This is a genomic window from Thermobacillus sp. (assembly GCF_003390775.1).
Lineage (GTDB): Bacteria > Bacillota > Bacilli > Paenibacillales > Paenibacillaceae > Thermobacillus > Thermobacillus xylanilyticus.
Genome location: NZ_QEWA01000056.1, coordinates 1 through 16,267, shown reverse-complemented (window position 1 = coordinate 16,267; position 16,267 = coordinate 1). Strand labels below are relative to the sequence as shown.

At 61.9% G+C, this 16,267-nt stretch carries 16 protein-coding genes; 1 reads left to right on the top strand and 15 read right to left on the bottom strand.

Annotated features, from left to right (window positions below):
• Positions 1–158: 158 nt before the first annotated feature.
• From C6W55_RS15995 to cymR, 13 genes are all read right to left on the bottom strand, one after another.
• On the bottom strand, positions 159–1,415 hold the full coding sequence (locus C6W55_RS15995; RefSeq protein ID WP_015255330.1) for a peptidase U32 family protein: 1,257 nt from the start codon (positions 1,413–1,415) through the stop codon (positions 159–161).
• Between the two features lie 24 nt (positions 1,416–1,439).
• On the bottom strand, positions 1,440–2,432 hold the full coding sequence (locus tag C6W55_RS15990; RefSeq protein ID WP_015255331.1) for a peptidase U32 family protein: 993 nt from the start codon (positions 2,430–2,432) through the stop codon (positions 1,440–1,442).
• Positions 2,429–3,565 (bottom strand): endolytic transglycosylase MltG, encoded by a 1,137-nt coding sequence (mltG, locus tag C6W55_RS15985; protein ID WP_286893796.1) that lies wholly within the window; start codon positions 3,563–3,565, stop codon positions 2,429–2,431. Before mltG ends, C6W55_RS15990 begins: the two co-directional genes overlap by 4 nt.
• 64 nt (positions 3,566–3,629) lie before the next feature.
• On the bottom strand, positions 3,630–3,944 hold the full coding sequence (locus tag C6W55_RS15980) for a DUF1292 domain-containing protein (protein ID WP_015255333.1): 315 nt from the start codon (positions 3,942–3,944) through the stop codon (positions 3,630–3,632).
• On the bottom strand, positions 3,941–4,246 hold the full coding sequence (locus C6W55_RS15975; RefSeq protein WP_286893795.1) for a DUF1292 domain-containing protein: 306 nt from the start codon (positions 4,244–4,246) through the stop codon (positions 3,941–3,943). Before C6W55_RS15975 ends, C6W55_RS15980 begins: the two co-directional genes overlap by 4 nt.
• Positions 4,247–4,253: 7 nt before the next feature.
• Positions 4,254–4,670 carry a Holliday junction resolvase RuvX gene (gene ruvX / locus C6W55_RS15970; protein WP_015255335.1) on the bottom strand — a complete coding sequence of 139 codons (417 nt, stop codon included), beginning with the start codon at positions 4,668–4,670 and terminating at the stop codon, positions 4,254–4,256.
• Between the two features lie 57 nt (positions 4,671–4,727).
• The gene (locus C6W55_RS15965; protein ID WP_015255336.1) at positions 4,728–4,991 is read right to left on the bottom strand and encodes an IreB family regulatory phosphoprotein; all 264 of its coding nucleotides are present in this window, start codon (positions 4,989–4,991) and stop codon (positions 4,728–4,730) included.
• A 43-nt stretch (positions 4,992–5,034) separates the two neighbouring features.
• A complete protein-coding gene (gene alaS, locus C6W55_RS15960) occupies positions 5,035–7,665 on the bottom strand; it encodes an alanine--tRNA ligase (RefSeq protein ID WP_286893794.1) in 2,631 nt (876 codons plus the stop codon).
• 350 nt (positions 7,666–8,015) lie between these two features.
• Positions 8,016–9,086, bottom strand: a complete 1,071-nt coding sequence (locus tag C6W55_RS15955; RefSeq protein ID WP_286893793.1) for an AI-2E family transporter — start codon at positions 9,084–9,086, stop codon at positions 8,016–8,018.
• A 227-nt stretch (positions 9,087–9,313) separates the two neighbouring features.
• Complete coding sequence (locus tag C6W55_RS15950; RefSeq protein WP_015255339.1) at positions 9,314–9,514, bottom strand: hypothetical protein; 201 nt, start codon at positions 9,512–9,514, stop codon at positions 9,314–9,316.
• A gap of 17 nt (positions 9,515–9,531) precedes the next feature.
• Positions 9,532–10,065 carry a PRC-barrel domain-containing protein gene (locus C6W55_RS15945; protein ID WP_015255340.1) on the bottom strand — a complete coding sequence of 178 codons (534 nt, stop codon included), beginning with the start codon at positions 10,063–10,065 and terminating at the stop codon, positions 9,532–9,534.
• 16 nt (positions 10,066–10,081) lie between these two features.
• The gene (locus tag C6W55_RS15940; RefSeq protein WP_015255341.1) at positions 10,082–11,233 is read right to left on the bottom strand and encodes a cysteine desulfurase family protein; all 1,152 of its coding nucleotides are present in this window, start codon (positions 11,231–11,233) and stop codon (positions 10,082–10,084) included.
• 46 nt (positions 11,234–11,279) lie between these two features.
• Positions 11,280–11,699, bottom strand: coding sequence for a cysteine metabolism transcriptional regulator CymR (gene cymR / locus C6W55_RS15935; protein WP_041854423.1), 420 nt, complete (start codon positions 11,697–11,699; stop codon positions 11,280–11,282).
• Between the two features lie 165 nt (positions 11,700–11,864).
• On the opposite strand from cymR, the gene mnmA reads away from it, so the two are divergent.
• Entirely contained in the window at positions 11,865–13,001 is a 1,137-nt protein-coding gene (mnmA, locus tag C6W55_RS15930; protein WP_286893790.1) for a tRNA 2-thiouridine(34) synthase MnmA, read from the top strand.
• Positions 13,002–13,092: 91 nt separating this feature from the next.
• On the opposite strand, the gene C6W55_RS15925 is transcribed toward mnmA, so the two are convergent.
• Positions 13,093–14,445, bottom strand: a complete 1,353-nt coding sequence (locus C6W55_RS15925; RefSeq protein WP_015255344.1) for a hemolysin family protein — start codon at positions 14,443–14,445, stop codon at positions 13,093–13,095.
• 238 nt (positions 14,446–14,683) lie between these two features.
• Entirely contained in the window at positions 14,684–16,000 is a 1,317-nt protein-coding gene (locus tag C6W55_RS15920) for a replication-associated recombination protein A (RefSeq protein WP_286893814.1), read from the bottom strand.
• Positions 16,001–16,267: the final 267 nt, after the last annotated feature.

Below are 16,267 nucleotides of genomic sequence, written 5' to 3'. Positions count from 1 at the left end.
GAAAGACACGATTGCCGCCGGTCATGCTTCCGGCATCGTATGTACTTACGCATATATTTTTATTATCGGAAAGGACGGCATGCTTCGTTAGGCCCGGCTTGCAAAAAAAATCCGGGCTTATCCGCCCGGATGATCGTCTTCCTTATGGTTCCTCCCGCTCATGCGCCGATCCGCTTCCGCATCAGATCCATCGCCCGGACCGGCTGCTCCGTGCGAATCCGCACGCGCTGCAGCGGATGGCGGGCAACGTCGATCCGTGCGCCGGACTCGTCTTCCAGTTCGCCGAGCGTCTGGCGGAACAGCCTGCCGCCCGGACCGAAAAATTCGACTTCCTGCCCCGGACGGAACGGGCTCCGCTGCTCGACGAGCGCGATGCCGGTCCGTTCGTCGTAGTCCAGGACGACCCCCGCAAAGTCATACGGCGCGCCCTTCGGCTCCGGCCCGTAGATATGGTCGTCCGCGTCGGGCTCGCCGAAGAAAAATCCGGTGGTCAGCGGCCGGTTCGCCGCCTTGTAGATCTCCTCAAGCCACTCCGGCTTCAGCCGGTAGCCGGCGGGATCGGCGAAATAGGCGTCGATGGCCTGGCGGTAGACACCCGTGACCGTCGCCGCGTAATGCAGGCTTTTCATCCGCCCTTCGATCTTGAAGCTGTCGATGCCGGCCTCGATGAGCTTCGGCAAATGCCCGATCATGCACAGATCCTTGGAGCCCATCGTGAACCGGTCGCCTTCCCCGGCCAATACCGGCTCGTCTTCGCCGAAGTACAGGTCGTACTGCCAGCGGCAGGACTGGCAGCAGCCGCCGCGGTTCGAATCCCGGTCGGTAAAATGGTTCGACAGCACGCAGCGCCCGCTGAACGACGAGCACATCGCGCCGTGGACGAACACTTCCAGCTCGATGTCGACGCGCCGCTTGATCTCCAGAATTTGCTCCAGGCTCGTCTCCCGGGCCAGCACGACGCGCGGCAGCCCTTCATCCTTCCAGAACTGGACGGTGCGCCAGTTCAGCACCGACTGCTGCGTGCTGAGATGCACCTCGAGGCCGGGCGCAACGCGCTGCGCGGTCTCGATGACGACCGGATCGGCAGCGATGATCGCGGCGATGCCCGCTTCCTCGAGCCCGCTTAAGTATTCCTCCAACCCGTCCAGATCCTCGTCGTGCGCGTAGATGTTGACCGCGCAGAACACTTTGGCGCCATAACCCCGCGCGAACCGGGCGCCCTCCTTCATCTCTTCGAGCGTGAAGTTGTCGGCGTTCGAGCGCAACCCGTATTTCTGTCCGCCGATATAGACCGCATCCGCGCCGTAGTGGACGGCGAACTTCAGCTTCTCCAGACTTCCGGCCGGCGCCAGCAATTCCGGACGCTCAAGCCGGACCCTTCTGCCCCTGGCAGCCGGCATCGTCATCGCGGCCATCAGCGCCGCCTCCTTGCTCCTGTTCTAGTAAACCTGTTCCTTGTAGTAAAACCCGAACGTCAGCTCGCGGCGGGGATCCTGCAGTCGCCGAATCGGCTCGAGCCACTCCTCACGAAACTCGTATCCCGCGGGATCGCGCAGCCATTCGTCGATTGCGGTGCGGTACGCCCGGACGGCCGCCTCGTTGTATTCGGGCGTCTTCAGCAGCCCTTCGATCTTGAGCGCGTCGATACCGCCCTCGAGCAGCTCGTGGACGACCTCGAGCAGGCAGATGTCGTCCGGACTCATGATATGCGTTCCGGCCTCGTCCTCGAAGATCGGCAGCCGGCTGTCCGGACGCTCCGTCTCGATCAGATAGAGTCCCTGCGCCGCGTCGGCTGCCCCCGGACGGCCAGCGGTCCGCTCTGCATCCGATCCGTCCCGTCCGCGCAGCTCGAACGCGCGGCCTGTATTCGCACTGTGCTCCAGATAGCTCTCCACGAGCCGCCGCTTCGAGTGGTAGATGTTCGTCATGCCGTGCACCTGAACCTGCACTTCGAGCGACGTCTTCGCCTTGAACGCCAGAATCTCTTCCCCGTTCAGCTCCCGGGCGAGCACGGCGCGGGAAGCGCCGCGCCTGCCCCAGAATTCCGCCGCGCGGGCGTTCGTCGCCGTCATCTCGGCATTCCAGTGAACGGCGATCCGCGGCGCCTCTTCGCGGACCGTCATCAGCACGGCGGGATCGCCGCATTCGACGGCATCCGCCCCCGCTTCCGCCAGCCCGCGGATGTATTCCGGCAGCGCCTCGAGCGCCGCGTTGTCCAGCAGATTGTTCACGAGCACGTACAGCCGTTTGCCTTGCGGATGGAGCAGCCGCGCCGCGTCGCGGATCATCGCGAGGTCGAACGGACCGGCGGCGCGGGCGGCGAACGGCGGTCCGCCGACGAGCAGGGCGTCCGCTCCGGCATTCGCCAGCCGCTCCAGCTCAGCCGGGGATGACGCCGTCGCCAGCAATTCCGGCTTCCGTCCCGCCGTCATCCGCCGCCGCCTCCTTGAGCCGCGACTGCATTGCTTTTGCGGATGTTCTCCTGATGCTCCTTGAACGTTCTGGCGAACAGATGCGTCCGCGAGCCGTCCTTTTTCGTCACGTAATAAAGGTAATCCGTCTCTTCCGGCTCGAGCGCCGCGCGGATCGCCGACAGGCTCGGGCTCGCGATCGGTCCCGGCGGAAGTGCGGGAATCTTGTACGTGTTGTACGGGCTGTCCACCTCGAGATCTTCTTCCAGAATCCGTTCCTTCGTCTCGCCGAGCGCGTATTGCACGGTGGCGTCGATCTGCAGCGGCATGCCTTCCTTCAGCCGGTTGTAGATGACGCTGGCGACGATCGGCTGTTCCTCCGCGACGGCGACTTCGCGTTCGATCAGCGACGCGATGGTCAGCAGCTCGTGCAGCGTCATGTTCCGCTCGTCCAGGACGTCCTGCCAGTCTTCGGGCAGTTGGGCCAGCTTCCGGTCGAGCTCGATCATCATCCGCTTCAGAATGTCGGCTTCGGTGCTGCCCGCCTCCATCTCGTAGGTTTCGGGGAACAGATAGCCCTCCAGCGGATGGAGCAGCTTCTCGTCATCCGGCACGGACGCGGCCGCGGACGACCAGCCCCGCGCCTCGGCCGAATCGGCCAGCGCGAGGAAGGCGGACTTGTCGATCAGTCCCTCGGCCGCCAGCTTGTCCGCTATTTTCTCGATCGTATAGCCTTCCGGAATCGTGAAGCGGAACGTCTCGGGCTTCAAGGTGCGCCCTTCGTTCAGCATCGCGATGATCTCGTCGTTCGTCATGCCCGGCGTCATCTCGTACAGACCGGCCTGAAAATGATCCCCCTGATCCTTGAAGTGCAGATAATACTTGAACAGAAATGCGCTGCGGATAATGCCGTAGTCCTCCAGCAGTTCGGCCGTCCGGAAAGCGGACGTGCCGCTCGGAATTTCAATCCGCACCGGCTCTCCCGCGGCGGTCGGCTTCAGACCGTTCCAAATGTAGAGGGCGACGCCGCCGATCCCTGCCGCCATGAGCAACAGCAGCGACAGGATGACCCACATCGTAATCCGCCATTTCGGTATCGGCATCCGGACGCGGCCGTCCGTGCCGGTCGGTTCAGCTTGGATGTGATCCGACATGTCTCTACCCCGTTCCTCCTGTTCAACAGCACAGAGGGACGAGCTTCCCCGTCCCTCGGCGTCCCTATTCGAGCGAACCGCGGTCTCCTGCGCTTTCCTCGAATATCAGCTCGTCGTATCCTTCCGCGGCTGTCTCCCACTCGTCTTCATCTTCGATGTCCGCCAGCTCGAACGAGCCGTCATCCCGCGTTTCGACACGGAAGAAGGCGATCTCGTCATTCCGGCGCATGTCGGGCGTCTGCAGCGCGGCATACACCGCGTCCCCGACCCTGTACTCGGCGAGCAGCTCGAACGTCTCCGTCCCGCCTTCGCCGTCGATCAGTTCAATCTCCCTGCCGTAGGTCTCCTTGAGCCGGTTCAGCCGTTCAATCCGCATCATGCTTCCGTCTTGCCTTCTTCCAGCTCGGCCAGCAGCGTATTGAACGTCTCTTCCACCATGTTCCACTCTTCCTCGTCTTCGATCGTGTACAGCTTCAGATCGTCGCCGTCTTCCTCGTACCGGAAGGCGTACACTTCCTCTTCCTCGCCCTCCGGCGCGTCAACCGGCATAAGCATCATGTACTTCTTGTCGGAATCGTCGAGTTCGAACTTCATGATGACTTCGAACTCTTCCTCGTTGCCTTCTTCATCCGGGATATAGATGATTTCCGGCTCTTCGGTCAGCTTTCCGTCATCGGCCATCGTTTTCTCACCTGCCCGCTTTGGAATCGAGATAATGCTGCAAAATCAGCGTTGCCGCCAATTTGTCCACAACCTGCCTGCGTTTTCTGCGGCTGACGTCCGCTTCAAGCAGCGTCCGTTCGGCCGCTGCCGTCGTCAGCCTTTCATCCCAGAGGTGAACGGGCAACTGTAGTTTTCCGCGCAGCATATCTGCAAATGCGATGCAGATTTCGCCACGCGGCCCGATCGATCCATCCATGTTGCGCGGCAGGCCGACGACGATCTCGCTGACCTCCCGTTCGCGGACGAGCCGTTCGATTTCTTCCAGTTCCCGGCCGTCCCGATGTCTTTCCACGACGCCGACACCCTGCGCCGTCCATCCCAGCTCATCGCTCACGGCGACGCCGATTCTCCGGTCGCCGAGGTCCAATCCCATAATCCGCAATGCGCCGCTGACTCCTTTATCCGCCGCAGGATGAGGCTCAGTTCGTTCCCATGGTCCTTACCTGCGCCGGCTCAGATAGTACCGGACAAGCTCTTCGATCAATTCGTCCCGTTCCTTCTTGCGGATCAGGCTTCTTGCGTTCTTGTGCCGGGGGATGTATGCCGGATCGCCGGAAAGCAGGTATCCGACGATCTGGTTGATCGGGTTGTACTCCTTCTCGACCAGCGCGTCGTACACCGCCAGCAGAATGTCTTCGGCACTCGTCTCGACCTCTTCCGCCTTGACGTTGAATTTCATCGTCTTGTCCATGGATGAACTCATCGCCGGCACCTCCCTTTCGGGTGAGACCAGATTCATATTTCCATCATATCACATTTGCTTGGGCCAGAACCAGTTCCTCCGCACGCTTCAGCGCTTCGTCAAGCTTCGACGGATCCTTGCCGCCGGCCTGCGCCATATCCGGACGGCCGCCGCCTCCGCCGCCGCAGACCGCCGCCACTTCCTTGATCAGCTTGCCGGCGTGGAAACCTTGGCCGGCCAGATCCGGCGAGACGGCGATGACGAAGTTCACCTTGCCGTCCTGCTCCGCGCCCAGCACGATGATGCCGGAGCCGAGCTTCGCCTTCAGTTCGTCGGCGATGCCGCGCAGCGCGTCCATGCCGCCGGCGCTCACCCGGGCCGCGATCAGCTTCACGCCGCCCACTTCGCGCGCCTCGCCCGCGAGCGATCCGGCCTCGATCCGGCCGAGCTTCGCCTGCAGCGATTCGATCTCGCGCGACAGGTCCTTGATCTGCACCTGCAGACCCTCGATCCGCTTCGGCACGTCCTGGACGCTGACCTTAAGCAGCCCGGCCGACTGACGCAGCACGGCGATCTGATGATCCATGTACTCGTACGCCTTCCGGCCCGTCACCGCTTCGATCCGGCGGACGCCGGAGCCGATGCCGCTCTCCGAGACGATCTTGAACAGGCCGATCTGGGCCGTATTCTGCACGTGGATGCCGCCGCACAGTTCGATGCTGTAGTCGCCGATCTTGACGACGCGCACGATCTCGCCGTATTTCTCGCCGAACAGCGCCATCGCGCCCATCGCCTTCGCTTCGGCCAGCGCGTGATACGAAATCTCGACGTCCGTGCCGAGCCAGATCTGTTCGTTGACGCGGCGCTCGATGTCGTCCAGTTCCTCCTGGGTGACCGCGCTGAAATGGGTGAAGTCGAACCGCAGCCGATCCGCCTCGACGAGCGAGCCGGCCTGGTTCGCATGCCCGCCCAACACTTCCTTCAGCGCCTTGTGCAGGAGGTGCGTCGCCGTATGGTTCTTCGTGATCGCTTCGCGATCGGCCTTCGCGACAGCCGCTTCGATGACATCGCCGACGCGCAGCACGCCGCTTTGCACCTTCACGTGGTGAACGTGCTGGCCGCGCGGCGCCTTCGATACGTCCTGCACCACAGCGCGGACCTGTTTGCCCGTAATTTCGCCCCGGTCGCTCACCTGGCCGCCGCTTTCCGCGTAGAACGGCGTACGGTCGAGGATGACGAGGCATTCGGTGCCTTCGCCCGCCAGGTCGACCATTTGCCCGTCTGCGACGATCGCGGCCACCTTCGCCTCCACGGCGACCGCGTCATAACCGACGAATTCGCTCGGCTCGGCGTAATCGTCGAGCGGTCCGCCCTGCACCTGCATGCCGCCAGTCTCCTGGCGCGCCGCACGCGCCCGCTCCCGCTGCCGTTCCATCGCGGCTTCAAATCCTTCGCGGTCGACGGAGAGGCCGTTCTCCGCCGCATAGTCTTCCGTCAGATCGAGCGGGAAACCGAACGTGTCATACAGCTTGAACGCATCCTCGCCCGAAATGACGCCGCCTTGTCCGCGCGCCGCTTCGGCGACTTCGGCCAGCTTCGCGAGGCCGCCCTCGAGCGTCTCGTGGAACCGCTCTTCCTCGGTCCGGATGACGCGCTCGATGAACGCCCGCTTCTCGACGACTTCGGGGTAGTGCGACCCCATGATGTCGCCGACGACCGCTGTCAGCTCATACAGGAACGGCCGCTCGACGCCGAGCTTCCGTCCGTAGCGGACGGCGCGCCGGAGCAGCCGGCGGATAACGTAGCCCCGTCCTTCGTTGGACGGCAGGACGCCGTCGCCGACGGAGAACACGACCGTCCGGATATGGTCGGCGATCACCTTGAGCGCGACGTCCGTTTCCTCCCGCTCCTGGTAGCGGACGCCGGCGATTTCGCACGTCCGGTCGATGATCGGCCGGAACAGGTCGGTGTCGAAGTTGGAGTCGACATCCTGCAGGATCGACGCGAACCGCTCAAGCCCCGCGCCGGTGTCGATGTTCTTGTTCGGCAGCGGCGTGTAGCTTCCGTCCGGATTGTGGTTGTACTGCGAGAACACGAGGTTCCACACTTCGAGGAACCGCTCGTTCTCCCCGCCCGGATAGCACTCGGGATCGGACAGGTCGCCGTATTTTTCCCCGCGGTCGTAGAAAATTTCCGTACACGGTCCGCACGGCCCTTCGCCGATGTCCCAGAAGTTGTCCTCCGTCTTGTAGATGCGTTCCGCCGGAATGCCGATCTTCTTGTTCCACAGCTCGAACGCTTCCGTGTCCTCCGGGTGGACGGTCACCGACAGCCTGTCCGGTTCGAAGCCGATCCACTCGGGGCTTGTCAGGAATTCCCACGCCCAGGTGATCGCTTCTTCCTTGAAGTAGTCGCCGATCGAGAAGTTGCCCAGCATTTCGAAAAAGGTGTGGTGCCGCCGCGTCTTGCCGACGTTCTCGATGTCGTTCGTGCGGATGCATTTCTGCGCGTTCGCGATGCGCGGGTTGGCCGGCTTCACGCGGCCGTCGAAGTAAGGCTTGAGCGGCGCCATCCCCGCGTTGATCCAGAGCAGGGAAGGATCGTTGCGCGGCACGAGCGATGCGCTCGGCTCGATCGCGTGGCCTTTGCTTGCGAAGAACGCAAGCCATTTCGAACGGATTTCACTGGCTTTCATGACTGTCGTTACGCCTCCGTCTTTCGGTTTCTCAAGATAATAAAAAACGTCCTTGCATCAAGCAGGGACGAATTCATGATTCGCGGTACCACCCTGGTTACCGGCTCCCTTCCCGCGGGCACACCGGTCGCCTCGCCGGACGATAACGGGTCCTGCCGGCGGATTTTCCCTCCGCACTCCGAAACGAGCTTCGGCCGCCCTGATGCCCGGGGCCCTTCCAGCCGCGCCTTTCGACTTTCGCGCGGGGCTCCCTCTCTGTCCGGCCGGTCACGGCTTACTCCTGTTTCATCCTGGTTTTGTCCGATATAGGCATATTCCCAACGTATTATAGTATTGCCGCGCGCGTTGTGTCAAATCGTTCTCCTGCGGATGTAATAGGCGAACAGATGCTGCAGGACGACCTTCGCCGCGGCGAATGCCGGCACGGCCAGAATCATGCCGATGAGCCCCGCGATCTCGCCGCCGGCGAGCAGCGCGAAGATAATCGTGAGCGGATGCATGTGCAGCGAACGCCCGACGACCTGCGGTGAAATGACGTTGCCCTCGATGATCTGGCAGAGCGTGTTGACAAGCACGGTGAAGAGCACCATTTTCAGCGATACGGTCGAGGCGACCAGCAGCGCGGGCGCCGCCCCGATGAACGGGCCGAGATACGGAATCACGTTCGTGACCGCGACGAATGTGGCGAGCAGCAGCGGATACGGCAGCCCGATCAGCCAGTAGCCGGTATAGGCCAGCAGGCCGACGATCGCGCAGACGATGAACTGGCCGCGGATGTAGTTGCCGAGCGCCTCGTCGATGTCCTTGAACAGCCGGATGAGCCCCTGCCGCCGCGAACGCGGCACGTAATTGATGATCGCGCGCTCGAACGCGTCGAGATCTTTCAAAATGTAGAACGCGAGGAACGGGATGATGAACGCGACGAAAACGGCGTTCAGCATCGACCCGATGTTGTTCATGAACGACAGCGCCGCCTCGGCCATCCTTTTCTCGAGGTCGATCAGCGACTTGTTGATCGCATTGCGCACGCTCTCCGGCAGGAACGAATGGTTGTTCAGCTGGTCCATCAGATTCTGGGCCCGCATCGTCAGTTCGGGCGCGTGCCGGTTCAACTGCTCGACCTGCTCGGCGATCATCGGAATCGCGTTGAGCAGGATGACCGTCACCGCCGCGGCGAACACCGCGTAGATGAGCAGCACCGCGACCGAACGCGGCACCCGCCGCTCGGCGAGCAGCGTGACGACCGGATTGAGCACGTAAGAGATGATCATCGCGATGATGAACGGCGCAAGAACCGCCTTCAAAAATCCGTAAACCTGAAGCAGCACGGGCTTGAGCTGCTGGAGCAACAGCAGAACGGCCAATATGAGGATCGTGTAGACGAGCCCTCTGAACAGCCGGCTGGCCGCCCATGGATTCATTCCGGCCACCTCCTTCCCGCCGCGGGGACGGGCCCACCGCAAGACACAGTACATTATATGTAGCGGGTGGGACATTCATCCTCCTTGTCCGCGCGCGGCTCTTCCGGAAGGGGTCGGAGCGGGAAGGAGAGAAGAAGAATCCCGAAATTCCATCGCCAAAAACAGCAAGGCGGCCCGCATCTTGCGCGGACCGCCTCGTCCTGCCGCCGGCTTGTGAAGCCGGCACTTCAATTGGCGTGCATCTGCTGCTCGACCGTCGGTTCATCGAAGAACAGGTCATCGAGCGAACTGAGCGTGCCGTCTTCTTCCACCTGGAATACCGACATTTTGTCGCCGTTGACCGTCAGTTCGATGAAGCATCCCCAGCAGTAGTACTGGTGCGAACCGATCTTGCCGATGTCTTTGGAATTGCAATTTGGACATCTCATACTTGCATTGCTCCCTGCTATCCCGATTCCGTGACGAAGGCCTCCAGGTCATGTTCGCATCGGGCGGGGACGAGTATCGCGTTCTCCCCGAGTTTCATCCGTTCGGGGTCCGCGGGAGTCTTGAGCCGCTTGCGCCCTTCGATCAGATCCGAGACAAAGCCGTCCGTCAATTCAAAGCCTGTAATTGGTGTACCCTGAAATCCTTGAAAATAAACATCCGATACGCGTCCGAGCTGCCTGCCTTCATCGGTGATGACCGGAAGATCTTTCAGCCGGATCTGCCCGGTATGGAACGTTCGGCCGATTTCGGCCGCTTCCAGCCGTTTGACGGCGCCTTTGTCCGAGATGAGAATCGCGTCGCTGCCGCAGGCCGTGACGCTCTCCCAGAGCGCGGCGTCGTAATACCTTTTGAACCACCACCGTCTGGCTTTCAGAAGAAATCCTCGGAGTGACCAGTGCTCGTCAAACCACAGATCGAGCACCTTGCCCGCCCGATGGCCGGTCTTCTCGTCGAAGACCGGCAGACCGATCAAACACTGCGCGCTTAGCACGGGGATCGCGCCCCTTTCATTTATTACGCAGGCGATCTGCTATGGTTGCAATTTTTTCTGCGGCTGTCTCGATTTCTTCCATCGTGTTCGAAGGGCCGAAGCTGAATCGCACGGCCGATTTCAGGCGCTCTTCCGGCAACCCCATCGCTTTCAGCACATGCGACCGCTCGAGCGATCCGGAAGAGCAGGCGGAGCCGCTGGCCGCGGCGATGCCTTCGAGGTCGAGCGCCATGAGCAGCGTCTCCGTATCCGCGCCGATGAAGCTGATGTTCGTCACATGCGGCAGCCGGCTGCCGATGCGGCCGTTCACGATGGCGCCCGCGGGGCCGAGCTTGCCGATCAGGAGCGCTTCGAGCCGGTCCCGGAGCGCCGCCAGGCGCCGGACTTTCTGATCCATCCGTTCGACCGCCAGCTCGACCGCGCGCGCGAATCCCCAGGCGGCGGCCACGTTCTCGGTGCCGGCCCGGCGCTTTCGCTCCTGGGAACCGCCGTGGATCAGCGATTCGAACGGCGTACCGGCGGCGATGTAGAGGGCGCCGATTCCCTGCGGGCCTCCCAGCTTGTGCGCCGAGAAGCTGACGAGATGGGCCGGCGTCTCCTTGAGGTCGATCGGCAACACGCCGAGCGCCTGCACGGCGTCGACGTGGAAGACGATGCCGCGTTCCTTGAGGCGCCCGCCGATCTGATGGATCGGCTGGATCGTGCCGACTTCGTTGTTCGCCCACATGACGCTGACAAGCCCCGTCTCCGGCCGGAGCGCCTCTTCCACCGCCGCCGGATCGATATAGCCGGTCGAATCCGGCAGAACGCGCGTCACGGCGAATCCTTCGCGCTCGAGCGCATCCGCCGCATGGAGGACGGCGTGGTGCTCGATCGCTGATACGACGATATGCGTCTTCCCTCGGCGTCCGAGCGCGCGCGAAGCGCCGATGACGGCGGCGTTGTCGCTCTCGGTCCCCCCTGAAGTAAAGACGATTTCGGATGGCTTGCAGTTCAGCCGCGCGGCGATGCGGTCCCGCGCATCGGTCAGCCGCGCCCGCGCGGCGCGCCCGAACGCGTGCAGACTCGAGGGATTTCCCGGTCCGCCGCGCATGACGTCCAGCATCGCTTCGGCCACCTCGGGCAGCAGCGGCGCGGATGCGGCGTGGTCCAGATAGATGCCTTTCATTCCGTCAAGCTCCGTTTCCTGCTCCGGTTGATGCGCCCTGAGCGAATCAAATGTAGAACATGTAGCTGTCCTGTTCGCGTTCGCCCTGATACGCGATGAGGTCGGCCAGCGTCGTGGAGTCCAGCACGTTCGCGATCGCATCGCGGATGCGGAGCCACAGATCCCGCTTCGCCGGATCGTCTTCTTCCGTGAAGTCGACGGGCGAGATCGGCCCTTCCAGAATGCGGATGACGTCTCCGGACGTGATCTGCTCCGGTTCCTTCGACAACACATAACCGCCGTATGCGCCGCGAATGCTCTTGACGAGACCGGCGTTGCGCAGCGGCGCGACGAGTTGCTCAAGATAATGTTCGGACAAGCCGTTACGTTCGGCAATGCTCTTCAAAGACTGAGGCCCGTCGCCGTATTTTGCTGCAAGTTCCATCATGATCGTCAGTCCGTAGCGGCCTTTCGTCGAAATTTTCACTGTTTTGGCACCCCGCTTTACCATTCTGTCCCAAAATCAATTCGCGGTATTCCTATCATCACCATATGGTAACACAATTCGGTCGGATTGTGTTCCAGATTGCAGCAGGAACGGTGAAAATATTTTCGCATTTGTGTTACAATGTGCAAATAGGCGGTGATACGAATGATGACGAAAGATCCATCCAGGACGCGCGTCGTCGTCGGCATGTCGGGCGGCGTCGACTCCTCCGTCGCCGCGCTGCTGCTCAAGCGGCAGGGCTACGACGTCGTCGGCGTATTCATGAAGAACTGGGACGACACGGACGAATTCGGCCGCTGCACGGCAGACGAGGACGCGGAAGACGTGCGGCGCGTCTGCAGCCAGATCGGCATTCCGATGTACACGGTCAATTTCGAGAAACCTTATTACGATAAAGTATTCGCGTATTTCCTCGCGGAATACGAGCGCGGCCGGACGCCGAATCCCGACGTCATGTGCAACCGCGAGATCAAGTTCGGCGAGTTTCTGGAGAAGGCGCTCGAGCTTGGCGCAGACTTCCTGGCGACGGGCCACTACGCGCAGATTGACCGAACCGGCGGGAGCGTGCGCCTTATGCGCGGCGCCGATCCGAACAAGGACCAGACCTACTTCCTGCACGCGCTGAGCCAGCGGCAGCTCGAGAAGGCCATGTTTCCGATCGGCCACCTGACGAAGCCCGAAGTGCGGCGAATTGCGGCCGAAGCCGGACTGGCCACGGCCGGCAAGAAGGACAGCACCGGCATCTGCTTCATCGGCGAGCGCAATTTCAGGGAATTCCTCAGCAACTATCTGCCTGCCCGGCCGGGCCACATCGTCGACCTGGCCACCGGCAAGGTCATGGGCCGGCATGACGGCCTGATGTACTACACGCTCGGCCAGCGGCAGGGGCTCGGGATCGGCGGAACGGGCACGGGCGAGCCCTGGTTCGTCGCGGACAAGGATCTGGAGCGCAACGAGCTGCTCGTCGTACAGGGCGACCGGCATCCCGCCCTGTACTCGAACGGGCTGACGGCGAGCGGCGTGAACTGGATTCCGCCGCACAGGCCGGAGGGACCGTTCCACTGCACGGCGAAATTCCGCTACCGCCAGCCGGACCAGGGCGTCACGGTGATGCTGCTTGAGGACGGCACCGCCGAAGTCGTCTTCGACGCGCCGCAGCGCGCGGTCACGCCCGGCCAGGCCGTCGTCTTCTACGACGGCGATGAATGCCTCGGCGGCGGCACGATCGAGCGCGTGCACAAGAACGATCCGGCGGCTTTGGCCCCCGACGCCGTCCGATGATCCTTAGAAGCAGTCCGCAAAGCACGGAAACCTCCGGGCATGCGCCGGGCGGCGCAGTTCCGGAGGTTTCCTTGTTGACGCGGGTGCCGCATCAGCCCGTCTTCTCGGCCGACAGCAGTCCCTCGCTGTTCTCGTTGTCCCGGATGATCCGGACGGTGATGCGCGAGATACGCAGATGATCCGTCTCTTCGATCACGAACTTGTGCGTGTCCTTGTAGAATACGCCTTGGCCGCGCTTCGGCGGAATTTCGATCTGCGAATAGATCCATCCGCCGATCGTATCGTAGTCGTCGGACTCGATGTCGAGGTTGAAGAAGCTGTTCACTTCCTCGATGAGCAGAAGCCCGTTGATCGAGTACGTCGTCTCGTCCTTGCGCTCGATGTCCGGCCGCTCCTCGTCGAACTCGTCCTGAATCTCGCCGACGATCTCCTCCATGATGTCCTCAAGCGTGACAAGTCCCGACGTTCCGCCGTACTCGTCAATCAGAATCGCAATCTGCGTCTTCTTCTTCTGCATCAATTTGAGCAATTGGCTGATCTGCATCGATTCCGGCACGGTCGTAATCGGACGCAGAATCTCCCGGATGCTCTGCGGCTTGTTCCCGTCAGCCCGCAGGATGTCCTTGATATGGACAAAACCGATAATGTTGTCCTTGTCGTTCTCGCAGACCGGATACCGGGTGTGCATTTCCTGCAGCGCGATCGCCTTGTTCTCTTCGAACGACAGGTTCGCGTACAGGACGTTCATTTCGGTGCGCGGAATCATGATCTCCCGGGCCGTCGTCTCCGCGAATTCGAAGATGTTATCCACGAGCGTCAGTTCGGTGTTGTCGATCAGACCGCTCTTGTGGGACTCCTTCATCAGAATCCGGATCTCTTCCTCCGTGTGCGCCGACTCGTGCTCCGATGCCGGGGCGATGCCGATCAGGCGCAGCATGCGGTTCGCGGTACCGTTCAGGAACCAGATGAACGGGTACATCAGCTTGTGGAACGCGATCATCGGCCCCGCCGTCCACAGCGTGACGCCCTCCGCCTTGCGGATGGCCAGCGTCTTCGGCGCCAGTTCGCCCAGCACGATATGCAGGAACGTGATCAATGAGAACGCGATCGCGAATGAAATCGTATGCAAAATGACGTCGTTCTCAATGCCCGCCGCGTGCAGAACCGGCTCCAGCAAATCGGCCACCGCCGGCTCGCCGATCCAGCCGAGACCCAGCGACGCAAGCGTAATCCCGAGCTGGCACGCGGACAAATAGGCGTCCAGATTGTTGGTCAGATTCTCGGCCAGCTTGGCGCGCTTGTGTCCTTCCTGCACGAGCGTGTCGATCCTGCTGCCGCGGACTTTCACCATCGCGAACTCCGCCGCCACGAAGAAGCCGTTCATGAACACCAGGAATACGACCAGCAAAAGACTTAGCCATATGGGTAACGGGTCACTGCCCACCGATTCCCTGATCCCCGCCGTTCCGCCGGGCGGAAGCCGTGCGGGACAGGTGCACCTCCTCTGAAAAATGATGGCGTCCTGCGACAGCCTATTTATAAAGAATCCTTATATCAAAAGTTTATGCCATACTGCCTCCGCGCGTCAAATGTCTGTGACCGCGCTTTAGTTATCCTTATTCGGTTAAGGTTGACCTTTATGAACCTTTGCCGGGCGGAATTGACCATTTTCAGCCGTCAGGTCACGATCTGCCCGATTTGCGCCTTTTCTGCTGGTTGATGTGTATTTTTTCCTCCATCCCCTGGGTTGTCGCTTCATAGAAAATTTTGCCGCCCAACCGATCAGGCAGATACTGTTGCTCGACATAATGCCCCGGGTAGTCGTGCGGGTATTTGTAACCGACGTGCCCGAGCTTCTCCGCCCCCTTGTAGTGTGCGTCGCGCAGGTGCAGCGGCACCTCCATCGTCCCGGCCGATTCGATCGCGTTCATGACGCGGCCGATGGCCACGGCAGTCGCGTTCGACTTCGGACTTTCGACCGCGAACAGAATCGCCTGCGCGATGTTGTATTTCGCCTCCGGCCAGCCGATCTTGTGGTAGGCGTCCATCGCCGTCACCGCCTGCACCATCGCCTGCGGATTGGCCAGGCCGATGTCCTCGCTGCACGCCACGATCAGCCGGCGCAGAAACACCATCGGATCCATGCCGAGCTTCTCCACCGCGTACAGGAACCAGAACAGGGCGGCGTCGCTCGACCCGCGGATGCTCTTGTGGAACGCCGAGAGAACGTCGTACTGCGTCGAAGGATCCGCCTTCACCGTCGGCTGGCGGATCGACTCTTCCGCCACGTCCAGCGTGATGTGCACGGTGCCGTCCTGCCGGGACGAAGTCGTGACCGCCGCCAGCTCGAGCGCGTTCAGCGCCCGGCGGATGTCGCCGCCGGCCATCCGCGCGATGTGCTCCAGCGCTTCTTCGTCGACCTGAAGCTTCATGAACCCGAGCCCGCGCTCGCGGTCGGCCAGCGCGCGGCGCAGCGCCGTCATCACATGCTCCGTCGTCAGCGGTTCGAGGCGGAACAGCGTCGAACGCGAGAGCAGCGCGCCGTTCACATGGTGGAACGGATTCTCGGTCGTCGCACCGATGAACACGATGATGCCCTGCTCCACCGCGGGCAGCAGCGCGTCCTGGCGGGCCGTGTTGAACCGGTGCACCTCGTCGAGGAACAGGATCGTCTTCTTCCCGTACAGCACTTTCACTTCCCGCGCCCGGTCGATGACGTCCCGCACGTCCTTGACCGACGCATCCACGGCGTTCAGCCGGACGAACTCGCCCTGCGTCCGCTTCGAGATGATGTGGGCGAGCGTCGTCTTGCCGCAGCCCGGCGGGCCGTACAGCAGAATCGATGTCACCTGGTCGGCCTCGATCGCCCTGCGCAGCAGCTTGCCGGGACCGAGAATATGTTCTTGCCCGACATATTCGTCCAGCGTCTCGGGACGCATCCGATCCGCAAGCAGCCGGGCGCGTGGCGTTTGCTCGTCTTGATAGGTGAACAAATCCATGTCCGTCATCCCACCCTCGCTTATGTTGATGATAGCATATTCGCACATGCGTTCGCCACCGTGCCGCCCGCGGGGTCTGAGTCAAGTCAGCGTGGGCACCTTATTGGGGATGCTGGATCACAACCGAAAAAAGAGCCAATCCCTTGTTAGCGGTTTCAGTTTTTCTTCCTTCAGGAACTGCTCCAGATCCCTGGTATCAGTATCCTCTAAGTCCTTTTAATGCCATTCCAGTCGGGCGACTTTGCCATTGGCTTCTGAGCAGTCGGA

Bases quoted from the DNA above. Each gene is read 5' to 3' on its own strand.
- alaS (WP_286893794.1), bottom strand. From the start codon at position 7,665: ATGAAAGCCAGTGAAATCCGTTCGAAATGGCTTGCGTTCTTCGCAAGC.
- C6W55_RS15990 (WP_015255331.1), bottom strand. From the start codon at position 2,432: ATGACGGCGGGACGGAAGCCGGAATTGCTGGCGACGGCGTCATCCCCG.
- C6W55_RS15950 (WP_015255339.1), bottom strand. From the start codon at position 9,514: ATGAGATGTCCAAATTGCAATTCCAAAGACATCGGCAAGATCGGTTCG.
- C6W55_RS15975 (WP_286893795.1), bottom strand. From the start codon at position 4,246: ATGGCCGATGACGGAAAGCTGACCGAAGAGCCGGAAATCATCTATATC.
- C6W55_RS15980 (WP_015255333.1), bottom strand. From the start codon at position 3,944: ATGATGCGGATTGAACGGCTGAACCGGCTCAAGGAGACCTACGGCAGG.
- mnmA (WP_286893790.1), top strand. From the start codon at position 11,865: ATGATGACGAAAGATCCATCCAGGACGCGCGTCGTCGTCGGCATGTCG.
- C6W55_RS15965 (WP_015255336.1), bottom strand. From the start codon at position 4,991: ATGAGTTCATCCATGGACAAGACGATGAAATTCAACGTCAAGGCGGAA.
- C6W55_RS15920 (WP_286893814.1), bottom strand. From the start codon at position 16,000: ATGGATTTGTTCACCTATCAAGACGAGCAAACGCCACGCGCCCGGCTG.
- C6W55_RS15940 (WP_015255341.1), bottom strand. From the start codon at position 11,233: ATGAAAGGCATCTATCTGGACCACGCCGCATCCGCGCCGCTGCTGCCC.
- C6W55_RS15995 (WP_015255330.1), bottom strand. From the start codon at position 1,415: ATGGCCGCGATGACGATGCCGGCTGCCAGGGGCAGAAGGGTCCGGCTT.
- mltG (WP_286893796.1), bottom strand. From the start codon at position 3,565: ATGTCGGATCACATCCAAGCTGAACCGACCGGCACGGACGGCCGCGTC.
- C6W55_RS15955 (WP_286893793.1), bottom strand. From the start codon at position 9,086: ATGAATCCATGGGCGGCCAGCCGGCTGTTCAGAGGGCTCGTCTACACG.